This is a genomic window from Frankia umida, assembly GCF_023242945.1.
GTDB lineage: Bacteria > Actinomycetota > Actinomycetes > Frankiales > Frankiaceae > Frankia > Frankia umida.
This window is the reverse complement of record NZ_JALKFT010000029.1, coordinates 32,018-44,102: the sequence shown is the minus strand read 5'-3', so window position 1 is coordinate 44,102 and position 12,085 is coordinate 32,018. Positions and strand designations below refer to the sequence as shown.

The following is a 12,085-nucleotide window of genomic DNA, read 5'->3' as shown; positions in this document are numbered from 1 at the left end:
CGGCGGTAACGGCCCGCGCCGTGGGGCCCCTGGATATGAGGTGGCGCCAGTATCCGTTCCCGTCCCGTGGCCGTGGGAGTCAGCGTGGGCGGCTGCCTCGGAGGAGCCGCCTGATCCACGGACTCGAGTGACCTGGTGGGTCACGACGGGACGCGGCGGATACGGATACTGGCGACAGCCCATATTTCGTGACCGGGGATCGCACACTGGGAACCGGTGCGCGCAAGCGCTGATCGCCGGGTTGGCGCGCGCACCGCCCACCCGCGGACAGCCGGAGGTGAGGAAGCCCGTGTTCGACCATTTCGTGCTCTCGGTACTGGGCGTCCCGCTGCTCACCCTGCTCGGCACCTGGCTGCTCGCCGAGCGTATCCGCCCCGATCTCGCCGCGCCGGTGATCACCTGGTCGGCCGTGGTCGTCGCCGTGTCGAGCTTCGTCAACATCATCGCCTTCTCGCTCAAGGCGGCCGCGGAGACCTCCCCCGTCGCCAACCTCGGCGACTGGTCCGATCAGGTCGTCCGCGCCGACACCCGCCACGTCGCCTGGGTGTCGGCCGTCGCCGTGGTGTGGACCGCCGCGGCGACCGCGTTCGTCGTCCACGGCTACCTGCGCTACCGCCGCGCCCTGCGTACCGCCTGGTCCACCGTGGACGGCCTGAGCTCCGCCGTGTTCGTCGTCACCGACGACACCGACGACACCGAGCCCACCTCTGGTGCTGGTGCCGCTGCTGGTGCCGGGGCCGGCCGGATCGGGGCCGGCCGGATCGGGGCCGGAAGCGACCTCGGCGCCGCATCCGGTTCCGATCTCGGTGTCGAGGTCGTGCTGGTGGCGGACCCGCGCGTCGAGGCGTTCGCGCTTCCCGGCCGCCCGGGCCGACACGGCCGCCCGGGCCGGGTCGTGGTCACCACCGGCCTGCGTTCCGCCGTCGACGCGGACATGCTCGAGGCGATCATCGCCCACGAACGCGCCCACCTCACCAGCCATCACCACCGCCTGGTCTGGCTCGCCCGTTTCGCCGGTCTCCTCCAGCCGATCCTGTGGCCGATGACCCGCAAGGTCGAGTACCTGATCGAACGCGCCGCCGACGAGGCCGCGGCCCAGGTCGTCGGCGACCGCGCGGACGTCGCCCGCGCCATCGCCCACGCCGCCCTCGCCGCGGTCGACCCCCGGACCTCCAGCTCCCACGACGGTCCGGACGCGCAGGCCCCCACCGCACGCGGCGTCTACCTGGCCATCAGCTCCCCACCACAGGTGGTTCCCCGCCGGATGGCCGCCATGACCCGTCCCCCCAGGTCCCGCCGCTGGCTGCTCGCCACGCCGCTCCTGCTCGCAGCCGGCACCGTCGTCTGGACCGGCGAATGCGTCTACGACCTGAACGAACTCCTCACCACCGCCAGCAGGGACCGCCGGTAACCGCCTCCTCTCGCCGGCCTCCCCTTGCCCGCCTCGCCTCAACGCCTCCCTCTGAACCGCGCCATGCTTCGATTCCGGTCTCCCGGTGTTCCGGTCTCCCGGCGTTCCGGCGTCTCGGCGTTCCGGCGTTCCGGCGTTCCGGCACGCACCAAAGCTGGCGGCTGCCGAGCCGTGATGGTGGGTGCCGATCGCCCCAGGGCGGTCGAATCCCGGTCAGATCCCGGTCAGGATCGCGGTTGGGATCATGGGGTGCCGAGGGTTGTTCGAGGATCTCGGTCCCGATCTGACGAACAACCCTCGGCATGCGGCCGAACAACCCTCGGCATGCGGCGAGACGAGCCGCGCGTCCGTCCGAACGTGGGCGGAGCATGGCCAGAAGTGGTCGATTCGCTACCCATGGTCGCGCTGGGCGGCATCTGGGCGGAGTCTCGGCCCCGGCGGGTGAGATCACTACTCGATGTCTCCGGTTGGATACCCCACCTGATCGGTGACGTGCCCGAATCGCCACCTCGAAGTTGTGCCTCGGCCTTGGGCCGCAACGGCCCGGGGGAGTCGAGCGACGGGCCGGTGGGTTAGTCGGCTGGTGGGGCTGGGCGGTCGGCTGGGCGGGTGTCGAGATCGGACAGCATCTGGCGGATGAGGTGCTCGTCCCGCTTCGACAGGGAGCCGAGGAAGCGGCTCAGGACGATCTCCCGGTCGGGTTCGCCGTCGATGATCTGGTGGAGGCGGCGGACCGCGAGACCCGGCTCGTCGGCGACCGGCCGGTAGGCGAAGGCGCGGCCCGCGCGCTCCCGTTCGACCAGGCCCTTGTCGTACAGGCGGGTCACGATGGTCAGGACGGTCGTGTAGGCGAGGTCGGAGCCGACCAGCGGCTGGATCTCCCGCGGTGTCAGGGGGCGGCCGGCTGCCTGCAGAACCCGCATCACCGACCGTTCGAGGTCACCCGACGGTCGCTTCGCCCGAACCATCCGCCCTCCGCCCGACCATCATGGGCCAACGCCCCTGCTCCCGAGTGTCCCATGATCACCTGTGTGTCACCTGTCAACCTCCACCGTTCGTGGGCGGAAAAGACGACAGTCGCGTCGGCGAGAAGTATCGCCAGGACGCTGACCTGCGCACCTGCTCCCGGCCTTGGGTCCCAGGCGCCCGTGTGTGACGATGTGCCAGGGCCGCGCCCGTACCGGACGCGAACGCGGTGCGGCGAAGTCAGGACGATCCGCGGGGTCCAGGGAGCAGGAGGACGGGATGTCGTCGCAGGGCGGGCCGGCCGGCGATGGATCCTTCGAACGGGCGATGACCGCCTACTACCTGCAGCCCGACGGTGCGCGCCTGCCGTTCACCGCGACGCTCGGCTTCGACCGGGCCGACCCGTACGCCGTGCGGCTGCGCCTGCGCACCACCGACGTCCGCACGGTGACCTGGACGTTCGCCCGCCAGCTGCTCATCGACGGGGGCCGTCGTCCCGCCGGGGTGGGTGCGGTCGAGGTACGCCCGGCCTTCCACGGTGAGAGCCGGCTGCTCGCCCTGTCGTTCACCTCCGCCGCCGGCCGCGCCGAGGTGCAGCTTCCCTACCCGACGGTCGTCGCCTTCCTGCGGGACGCCTACGAGGCCGTCCCCCCCGGCGCCGAGGGCGACCACGTCGACTGGAACGCCGAACTGGCCCGTCTACGCGGAGACGCCGAGCAGTAGCGCCGTGTATCCCAGTTGTCCATGGCGCGGTGCCGCCGAGATCTCAGCGGCGATCCGCGCCTGCTGGGCCACCTTCCTCATTGACGCCGGTCTCAGCCTGCGCCCCGCCCGGTAGTCCGCCCCGCCTGGTAGCCCGTCCCGCCCTTGAGACCGCTGCGCATGTCGAGGCCGGCCGCGGTCACGGTGCCCAGAACGCACAGGGTGCGGGTGCGTTCGGTGGCGGTGCCGACCAGGCTGACGAGGATGTCGGTGGCGCCCAGGGCGGTGTAGGCGGCGAGATCGGCGACGACGGTGTCCTCGTCGCCGACGACGGCGATCGCGCCGGGCCCGGCGAATCCGTCGCGGTCGAGCGCGCCGCGGTAGGAGGGCAGCCGGGCGTAACCGGCGTACTCGACATCCAGGCCGATGCGCACCCGTTCCGGTTCGGCGGTGACCGCCACCGGCAGTCCCACGACGACCCGCGGCGTCGGACGGCCCGCGGCCCGGGCGGCCGCACCGATGCGCGGCACCACGTGATCACCGATGGTGCGGGGGCCGGCGAGGAAGGTGATGGTGCCGTCGGCGCGCCGTCCGGCCAGGTCCAGCATCGCCGGGCCGAGCGCGCCGAGAAGCACCGGGACGCGGGCCGTCGCACCCGGCACAGCACTGTCCGTGGCCTGGGAGCCCGGCCCGGTGGCACCGGGAACGGCGCGGCCCGACAGGATCGGCAGCAGGGTGTCCAGATGTGCGCGCAGCGCCGCGACCGGCCGGTGGAACTGCTGGCCGTAGACCTCCAGCAGACCGAGGTGGCTGACCCCGAGGCCGAGGGTGAACCGTCCGTGCGCCGCGGCCTGCGCGGTGAGTGCCTGCGCGGCCAGCACCCGCGGGTGACGCGGCTGGACGACCACGACGGACGTTCCCAGCTCGATACCGGGTACCTCCCGGGCGATCGCGGTCAGCACACCGACCGCGTCGTAGCCGTACCCCTGGGACAGCCACGCGGTGGGCACTCCGGCGGCGGCGACCGCCCCGGCCGTCGCGACGAGATCATCGACAAGGTTGCCGGAGCTGGGAGTGCCCAGCCCGGCGGCGAGGTTCACACCGATACGGATCACGCGACCCAGCCTCGTCCGACCCGCCACCGCGAACCAGGAGCCCACCGATGGTGCAAGTGACAGTGACAGGCTCCGCGGCCCGGCGGCGCGAGCTGGGTGCCTGCCTGCGCGCCTACCGCCACCTGATCGAACCCGAGAGCGTCGGGCTGCCCGGTGGCGGTCGGCGCCGCACCCGCGGCCTGCGCCGCGAGGAGCTGGCCGCCCTGTCTGGCGTCAGCCTCACCTGGTACACCGGGTTGGAACAGGGCCGGGTGACACCGTCCGGGCAGGTCCTCGACGCGGTGGGTCGGGTCCTGTCCCTGGACGCGGTGGGCCGCGCGCACCTGCGCCGTCTCACCGCGCCGCAACCACCCCTCGCCCACGACGGGGACGCGTTGGTGGGGCTGCTGCGGACCTGGCCGGTCGCCCCCGCGGCGTTGCTCGACGGTCGGCTCGACGTGCTCGCCACCAACGTGGCGTGGAACCGCGTGTTCGGCGATCCCGGCGACCACGAGCCGGCCACCCGCCACGTGCTCTGGCTGCTGGCCACGACGTCCGCCCCGGTTGCCGCGCTGCTGCCGGCGCTGGCCCGGCAGTTCCGGATGGCCGCGAACCTGCACGCCGACGACGCGCGGATCACCGAGATCGGCCGGCTGCTGCGGGCCGACCATCCGAGGCTGCGACCGTGGTGGGACTGCCGCGGCGTCGGCGCGTTCGGTCACCCGTCGCTGCGGCTCGACGGCCAGCCGGCCACCGCCCATCTGCTGCGTCCCGCCGGCGGGACCGCCAGCTCGATCCTCGTCCTGGCCCCCGCCGTGTGAGCCGCGGCGGGGACGTGTTCACAGCCAGCCGCGTCGGCGGAAGAGCACGAACAGGATCGTCATGGAGATCAGGAGCAGGGCCAGGTCCACGGCGAAACCCCAGTCCTCGCCGTTGCCGGGGAAGGGCACGTTCTGCCCGAAGAAGCCGGTGACCAGCGTCGGTACGGCGATCACCGCCGCCCAGCCGGTGAGCTTCTTCATGACCAGGTTCATCTGGTTGCTCTGGGCAGCACCAGGCTCTTGCGCAGCTCGAAGCTGCGCCGGTGGACGGCCTGCTCCGGTGTCCGCTCGTCGAACAGCATGTCCTCGAGGTCCTCGCTGGCGTCGTCGAGGACCTGCGCGGCCGCGAGATACCCGTCGGCCACCTCGTCCACCAACCCGTGGACGAGGTGGCCGACACCGTGCGCGGCCAGCATCCGCCCGTCCCAGCGCCGGGTGACGGCATCCATGTCGAAACCCTCGTCCGGGCGGACGGTGACCAGGGTTCGCCCGGCGATGAAGGCCGAGATCTCGTGGCTGGTGAGCTCCCCGGTGGACGCGTCGACACGCACCGCGTAGGTGTTGAGGAACAGGTGGGACGGATACCGGTCGAACTTCGGCCGTTCACCCGCGGCCAGCGCGTCCTCGACGGCGTGCGCGTCCAGCCGCAGTTCGTGCGCGACCAGGCGCACCTCGTCCGGTCCCGGCGCGCACAGATCCACCCAGACGACGACGTCGTCCTGCTCGCGGTAGCGATGCAGCTCGGTGAGCGAAAAGTTCTCCTCGACCAGGATTCCGGCTCGCCAAGCCCGTGTCCCCGTCCGCACCGGCGTCACCGTCACGACCATCGTTGCCCTCGCCTCGATCCCTCGACCCCGCCCACGCCCCGACCGGTCCGCGCGCCCCGCCCGACCGGTCCGTGCGACCGGTCCGTGCGACCTGCCGCGCCGCCGGTGCGACCCGTCCGCGGCATTCGACCCGCCAGCCGTGTCACCCGCTGGGGGTGTTGTCCGACTATGCCTGTGGACCGCATTACCCGGCTGTCGCCCCGCAACTCGCCCGCGGCTGTGACCATGCCCAGGAGACCGCGTCCGAGAACCCCGTCCGAGAGACCGTGCTCGCGCGGGACGTCAGGCCTCGGCATCTCCCGGGATTCGCCGGCGGCGGTCAAAGGCCAGGTAGGCCGGCCGAAGCAGCGGCCGCAGATCCGCACCGACCCCATCCGCGAGAGCGGCGCCATCTGGACCAGTGCGATCCGAACCGGCGGTGTCCGAACCGGCGGTGTCCGAACCGGCGGTGTCGGGCCCGCTGGTGCGCAGCGGTCCGCACCGGTCGAGCACGCTGGTGTGGTCGACCTGGCTCGACGCGGGCGGCGTGTCCGTGACCCGATCGGAGCGCGGGTGCGGCGGCGCGCTGGCCGAGTCCGCCCAGAACGTCGCCACATCGCGGGGCAGCGCGGTGGCGTCCCTCCCCCCACCTGGCACCGGGCCGCCGTCCGCCACCCGCGCGGGGTCCGACCCGGCCGCGCGGACGGGGACGGCTGCGAGACCAGCGACGGACACGGGAACGGGGACGGGCACACCGCGGTAGGTGCGCAGGCTGTCGAGCAGGACGTCGCGTTCCCTGCCGCGCAGCGCGAGCAGCTCGAACGGATCATGGTCGAGGTGGCGGGCGAGGGCGTGGCAGGCGGCGGCCAGGTGGGCGCAGGGGCGCTGCCAGTCGGTGCAGGTGCAGTCCATGGCCAGGTCGTCCGCGCCGGTCGGCAGTGGGGACAGACCCAGCGCGGTGAACAGCCGGTCGATGTCCGGCGGCACGGTGCCCACGAGCAGCGACGCCGCGTAGCTGGCCCGGCTGGCCAGCGCGCGCTCGATCCGAGCCCACTGGCCGCCGGTGAACGTACGGACGGCGAGCCGCGCCTTGTGGATCTCCGGGTCGGCTCGGGTCGCGGGGACGTCCCCGTCGAGGTGGCGGACGCGGGCGACGACCAGGTTGCCCGTGCGGCGTAGATCGAGGACGGCACCGGTGCGGTCCAGGCGGCGCCCGTCGCGCAGCGCGGCGGTCATGCCGAGGTCCTCGACCAGGGCGAGCAGCCGCCGCGACCAGCTGGACCGGGTCGATCGGGTGGCGGCGGCCGGCTCAGACATCGAGGGCCTCGGGGGCGAGGACGCACAGGTCGCGCAGGTCCGCGGCGGACAGGGTCGCCAGCCACGACTCGCCGTTGCCGATCATCGTCCGGGCCAGAGCGGTCTTGTCCGCGAGCATCCGGTCGAGGCGTTCCTCGAGCGTGCCCATGCAGACGAACGTGCGCACCTGCACGGTTCGGCGCTGGCCGATCCGGTGGGCGCGGTCGGTGGCCTGCGCCTCGGTGGCCGGATTCCACCACCGGTCCAGATGCAGGACGTGGTTGGCCGCCGTCAGTGTCAGGCCCGTCCCGCCGGCGCGCAGCGACAACAGGAAGATGCCCGGGCCGCGGCCCCGCTGGAACCGTTCGACCATCGCGTCGCGGTCGTGCCGTGGCGTCCCGCCATGCAGGAACGTGACGTCCACACCATGGCGTTCGGCGAGGTACGGCGTGAGCATGGCGCCGAACCGGGCGTACTGGGTGAAGCACAGCGCGCGTTCGCCGGCGGCGACGATCTGGTCGAGGACCTCCTCGACCCGGGTGAGCTTGCCGGAGCGTCCCGCCAGCGCGGAGGCGTCGTCCAACAGGTGCGCCGGATGGTTGCACACCTGCTTCAGCCGGGTCATCGCGGTGAGCACCACACCCTTGCGCCGGTTCGGCGAGGTGTCGGCGAGCTGGTCGAGCAGGTCGTCGAGCACCGCGCGGTAGAGCGAGACCTGCTCGGGCGTGAGCGTGCACAGCTCCCGCAGCTCCGTGCGTTCGGGCAGCTCGGCGAGGACCGCCGGGTTCGATTTCAACCGCCGCAACAACACCGGACGGACCCGGGCCCGCAGCCGCCGCGCCGCGTCGGTGTCGTCGTAACGTTCGATCGGGACGGCGTAGCGCGCCCGAAACCGCGAGGCGCTGCCGAGCAGACCGGGATTGAGCACATCCATGATCGACCACAGGTCGGCGAGCCGGTTCTCCACCGGCGTGCCGGTGAGCGCGACCCGGTGGCGGGCGGGCAGCCGCCGCACCACCTGCGCGACCTGGGTGCCACTGTTCTTGATCTGCTGCGCCTCGTCCAGCACGATCCTGTCCCAGCCGATCGCGGCCAGCTCCGCCGCGTCCCGCCGCACCACCGCGTAGCTGCTGATCACCAGGTCGTGCGCCGCCGCCACCCGCGCGAACTCGCCCCCCCGTGCCCGCTCGCCGCCATGATGGACGAGCACCCGCAGTCCCGGCGCCGCCCGCGCCGCCTCACCCGCCCAGTGCCCCACCACGGACGTCGGACACACCACCAGCGTGGGCGCCCGCGTCCCGACCGGCCGAGGTACGTCGCCACCGCCGGGTGTCGTGCCGCGTCGCGCCAGGTCGCCCTGGCGGGTGTGCAGTTCGAGGGCCAGCACCTGGACGGTCTTGCCAAGCCCCATGTCGTCGGCGAGCAGCGCCCCCACACCGAGCCGGTCCAGGAACACCAGCCACGCGAGCCCGCGGCGCTGGTAGGGCCGCAACGTCACCGCCAGCCCCGCCGGCACCCCCACGAACTCCAGCACGTCGTCCGCCGCGCCGCCCGCCGTGCCACCGGTACCACCCGCGCCCAGCGATCCGTCCAACAACGCGCCCAGCCAGCCGTCGGCCTGGACGTCGACCTCCAGCTCGCCCCAGCCCGCACCATGACCGTCCAGCCCGGCGTGGCGCAGGGCCTCGCGGGCCGTCATCATGGCCGCGGACGGGGCTCCCACAGCGGACGGAGTTCCCACAGCGGACGGGGCTCCCGCGGCGGACACGCGGCGGGTGCGGTCGAGTCCGGCGGCGAGCAGGGCCGGGTCGAGGCGGGTCCACCGGCCGCGGACCCGCACCAACGGCACCTTCGCCGCGGCCAGTTCGGCCAGTTCGGCGCGGCTGAGGCGCTGGTCGCCCAGGGACACCTCCCAGCGGAAGTCGACCATCTCCTCCAGGCTCATCGCCGCGTCCCGCACGCTCGCCACCACCGGGTTCACCGCCCGCAGGCTCAGCGTGAGCCCCACCCGGGCCGGCTGTCGCCAGTGGGTGGGCACGAGCACCTCGAAACCGGCCCGCTCCAGATCGTCCGCGGCCCGCAGGAACGCGAAGGCCTCGGCGACGTCGAGGTGCACGACGGCGGGTCTCGCCTCGAGCAGCGCGCGCCGCAGCGGCGCCCAGACGACGGCGGCGCGTCCCAGGGCGGCCAGCAGCGTGTCCTGGGGATGAGCGGGCCAGCTGGCGAGCCGGTCGGCGTGGCCGTCCCAGACCCGGTCGGCACCGACCAGCAGGCTCGGCTCGGACGCCGGCCGCAGCAGGAACTCGACTCGCCACCGCGCCTCGGGGTCCGCCGCGTCCGCCGGCTCATGCAGCCGAAAGCAGGTGACGACCGCCGACGACACCGCGGCCCGCGCCCGCCACGCCGCGACCCGAGCGGCGAGCCCGCGCACCTCGTCCGCCGGCCCACCGAACCGTGCCTCGCCCCCCAGCGCCGCCACCCAGCGCCGGCTGACCTCGTTCACCTCGATCCCGCCACCTCCGATCGCGCTGCTCTCGCTCGCGGCGCGGTCGGCGGGGGCTGCGACGTCGAGGCGCCGGCGGGCCTGCGCGTCGACGGCCGCGGCCAGCGCCTGGCGCAGCGCGTCATCCGGCGACATCACGTCATGCGGCCCTGACGCCGGCAGCGGCGGCGCCGCGCAGCGGAAGGCGGGTGGCATCGCATCGCGCAGATCGGCGAAGTGGCGCAGATCGGGGCCGGCGAGTACCGGTGCCCACCGCGCGTCGGGCCCGTCCACCGTCAGCACCACGTCGGGCAGGACCCGACCGCGGTCGAGCAGTTCGCCGGCGAACGCGCAGATCTCGGCGAGGAACCGTAGCGACGCCCCCGCTACCCAGCCGGCACCACCCTCGCGCATGACGCGCGGTTCGGCCGCCAGATCGGCGCGGACGACCGCCACCCGCCATCGGTCCAGCGAGGGCCGCATGGCGACCCCGACCGCACTGTCACCACCAGCCGCGCCGCTGTGACTGCCACCGCTGGCAGCGGTGGGGTCGGTGTCAGCGGTGGGGTCGGTGTCAGCGCTGGAATCGGTGTCAGCGCGCAGGCCGGACAGCAGAGGAGACGGCAGCGGGCCGCCGGAGTGACTCGGAAGCGTGACGTTCGCACGGACGTCGACCGGTGCCGAGGACCGGTGGTAGGGCGCCGTCAGGCGCACAAGCGCGGCCAGGGATGCCGCGAAGGGATGGTCCCGCTCGCCGCTACCGCCCACACCGCGGCGGCGCCGCGGGGCCCCGGACGGGAACGGGAGCGGGTCGTCCGGCGGCACGCGATCGGCATCCTCGGCCCACAGGCAAGGACCGCCCGGCCCGGACAACGCATGGAGCACGAGCATCCGCGTCCCTACCTCCGAGACCCACCCTACCCGCGCATCCCACCGCCCCCACCCGCGTGTCCACAGCCCTCAGCGTCGCGACGAGCCAGCTCGACCGGGCTGGCGGCGACGCTCCCGCCGGGATGACGCCGCCGGGATGACGCCGCCGGGACGGCACCGGCGCGGCCGGGCGGGACCACGCGACATGCGAACGGAGGAGTCAGGTTCCGCCGGCCGGCCGCGTAGCCTGCCCCGAGACTTCTTCAGGTAATTATTCGTGTACCTAATGTCCGGGCGGGCGGACCGGGCGGACCGGGTGAAAAGCGGACCGGGTGAAAAGAGGCGAGGGCACGTGGCTGGTACGGCGGGCGAGATCATCCTGGTGACCGGGAAACGTAGCGCGCGGGCCCCGTTCTTCAGTGCGGGGCCTGCGCGTCAACTCGGCTGCGAGAATGACCGGGGAATCGTGTGTTCTGTCGGGTGTGGGAAGTCGGGTGGTGAAGCGGGCGTACCGCTACCGTTTCTACCCGACTCCCGGCCAGAGGGAGAACCTCGCGAAAACGTTCGGCTGTGTCCGCTACGTGTACAACCGGGCGCTTGCCGAACGGCACCGGGTGTGGTCCCAGGAACAGCGGCGGATCGGCCATGCGGAAACCGATCTGATGCTCACCGGGTGGAAACGGGACCCGGACACTCTGTGGTTGGCCGAGCCGTCGAAAGGCCCGCTGCAGGCCGCGCTACGGAATCTCCAAACCGCCTACGTGAACTTTTGGGGAAAACGGGCCGGCCATCCGACGTTCAAGCGGAAGGGGAAGACGAACGATGCGGCGACCTACTTCCGGAACTGCTTCACGTTCCGGGACGGGCGGCTGAGGCTGGCGAAGCAGGCCGCGCCGCTGCGGATCGTCTGGTCCCGTCCGTTCCCGGACGGCGCGGTGCCGTCGCGGGTGACGGTGTCCCGCAACAGCCGGGGCCAGTATCACGTGTCGATCCTGGTGGACTGCCCGACCGAGGCGCTGCCGGCGGCGGACGGGCAGGTCGGGGTGGACGTGGGCATCACGTCGCTGGTCACGCTGTCCACCGGGGAGAAGATTGCCAACCCGCGGCACGCCCGGACCGACCGGGTCCGGCTGGTCCGGGCGCAGCGGGAGCTGTCCCGGAAGAAGAAGGGCTCCGCGAACCGGGCGAAGGCCCGGCTGAAGGTCGCGAGGATCCACGGTCGGATCGCCGACCGGCGGCGGGATCACCTCCACAAACTGTCGACTCGACTCGTTCGCGAAAACCAGACGATCGTCGTCGAGGATCTCACCGTACGGAACATGGTCCGCAACCACAGTCTTGCCCGTGCGATTTCGGAGGCGGGCTGGCGGGATCTGCGGACCATGCTGGAATACAAGGCCGGCTGGTACGGACGCGACGTGGTCGCGGTGGACCGCTGGTATCCCAGCTCGAAGACCTGCTCGTCCTGCGGGACGCTGGTCGAGAAGCTGCCGTTGAACATCCGGGAATGGGTCTGCGCTTGTGGTGCGGTCCACGATCGGGATGTGAACGCGGCACGGAATGTTCTCGCGGCGGGGCTCGCCGTGATCGCCTGCGGAGACGGAGTGAGACCACCCCGCTCCTAGAGTGGGGAGGCG

The 12,085-nt window shown here is 72.8% G+C and carries 10 protein-coding genes; 4 read left to right on the top strand and 6 right to left on the bottom strand.

The features are described from left to right. Nucleotides 1-277: 277 nt before the first annotated feature. Nucleotides 278-1,411, top strand: a complete 1,134-nt coding sequence (locus MXD59_RS21155; RefSeq protein ID WP_248826365.1) for a M56 family metallopeptidase — start codon at nt 278-280, stop codon at nt 1,409-1,411. Between the two features lie 572 nt (nt 1,412-1,983). Here the strand turns inward: MXD59_RS21155 and MXD59_RS21150 are convergent. Continuing rightward, the gene (locus MXD59_RS21150; RefSeq protein WP_283097256.1) at nt 1,984-2,379 is read right to left on the bottom strand and encodes a BlaI/MecI/CopY family transcriptional regulator; all 396 of its coding nucleotides are present in this window, start codon (nt 2,377-2,379) and stop codon (nt 1,984-1,986) included. 277 nt (nt 2,380-2,656) lie between these two features. Here MXD59_RS21150 and MXD59_RS21145 point away from each other — a divergent pair, with 277 nt between their 5' ends. After that, a complete protein-coding gene (locus tag MXD59_RS21145; RefSeq protein WP_248826363.1) occupies nt 2,657-3,100 on the top strand; it encodes an SsgA family sporulation/cell division regulator in 444 nt (147 codons plus the stop codon). Between the two features lie 92 nt (nt 3,101-3,192). On the opposite strand, the gene MXD59_RS21140 is transcribed toward MXD59_RS21145, so the two are convergent. Next, nucleotides 3,193-4,194, bottom strand: a complete 1,002-nt coding sequence (locus MXD59_RS21140) for a TIGR03564 family F420-dependent LLM class oxidoreductase (protein WP_248826362.1) — start codon at nt 4,192-4,194, stop codon at nt 3,193-3,195. Nucleotides 4,195-4,241: 47 nt separating this feature from the next. Between MXD59_RS21140 and MXD59_RS21135 the strand changes: the two genes are divergently transcribed. Further along, nucleotides 4,242-4,994, top strand: coding sequence for a helix-turn-helix domain-containing protein (locus MXD59_RS21135; protein WP_248826361.1), 753 nt, complete (start codon nt 4,242-4,244; stop codon nt 4,992-4,994). A gap of 18 nt (nt 4,995-5,012) precedes the next feature. Here MXD59_RS21135 and MXD59_RS21130 read toward each other — a convergent pair whose 3' ends face one another. The 4 genes from MXD59_RS21130 to MXD59_RS21115 all read right to left on the bottom strand — a co-directional run bounded on the left by MXD59_RS21130 (nt 5,013) and on the right by MXD59_RS21115 (nt 10,403). After that, nucleotides 5,013-5,195 carry a CorA family divalent cation transporter gene (locus MXD59_RS21130; RefSeq protein ID WP_248826360.1) on the bottom strand — a complete coding sequence of 61 codons (183 nt, stop codon included), beginning with the start codon at nt 5,193-5,195 and terminating at the stop codon, nt 5,013-5,015. Nucleotides 5,196-5,203: 8 nt separating this feature from the next. Continuing rightward, the gene (locus tag MXD59_RS21125; RefSeq protein ID WP_248826359.1) at nt 5,204-5,800 is read right to left on the bottom strand and encodes a CorA family divalent cation transporter; all 597 of its coding nucleotides are present in this window, start codon (nt 5,798-5,800) and stop codon (nt 5,204-5,206) included. A 303-nt stretch (nt 5,801-6,103) separates the two neighbouring features. Beyond that, nucleotides 6,104-7,117, bottom strand: coding sequence for an SWIM zinc finger family protein (locus tag MXD59_RS21120; RefSeq protein ID WP_248826358.1), 1,014 nt, complete (start codon nt 7,115-7,117; stop codon nt 6,104-6,106). Next, nucleotides 7,110-10,403 (bottom strand): DEAD/DEAH box helicase, encoded by a 3,294-nt coding sequence (locus MXD59_RS21115; RefSeq protein ID WP_248826357.1) that lies wholly within the window; start codon nt 10,401-10,403, stop codon nt 7,110-7,112. The genes MXD59_RS21120 and MXD59_RS21115 overlap by 8 nt, the downstream gene beginning before the upstream one ends. Before the next feature lie 539 nt (nt 10,404-10,942). Here MXD59_RS21115 and MXD59_RS21110 point away from each other — a divergent pair. Then, nucleotides 10,943-12,073, top strand: a complete 1,131-nt coding sequence (locus MXD59_RS21110; protein WP_248826356.1) for an RNA-guided endonuclease TnpB family protein — start codon at nt 10,943-10,945, stop codon at nt 12,071-12,073. Nucleotides 12,074-12,085 lie beyond the last annotated feature (12 nt).

Excerpts from the sequence above, each read along its gene's own strand:
- MXD59_RS21150 (WP_283097256.1), bottom strand. The coding sequence starts at position 2,379 with ATGGTTCGGGCGAAGCGACCGTCGGGTGACCTCGAACGGTCGGTGATG.
- MXD59_RS21145 (WP_248826363.1), top strand. The coding sequence starts at position 2,657 with ATGTCGTCGCAGGGCGGGCCGGCCGGCGATGGATCCTTCGAACGGGCG.
- MXD59_RS21135 (WP_248826361.1), top strand. The coding sequence starts at position 4,242 with ATGGTGCAAGTGACAGTGACAGGCTCCGCGGCCCGGCGGCGCGAGCTG.
- MXD59_RS21130 (WP_248826360.1), bottom strand. The coding sequence starts at position 5,195 with ATGAAGAAGCTCACCGGCTGGGCGGCGGTGATCGCCGTACCGACGCTG.
- MXD59_RS21120 (WP_248826358.1), bottom strand. The coding sequence starts at position 7,117 with ATGTCTGAGCCGGCCGCCGCCACCCGATCGACCCGGTCCAGCTGGTCG.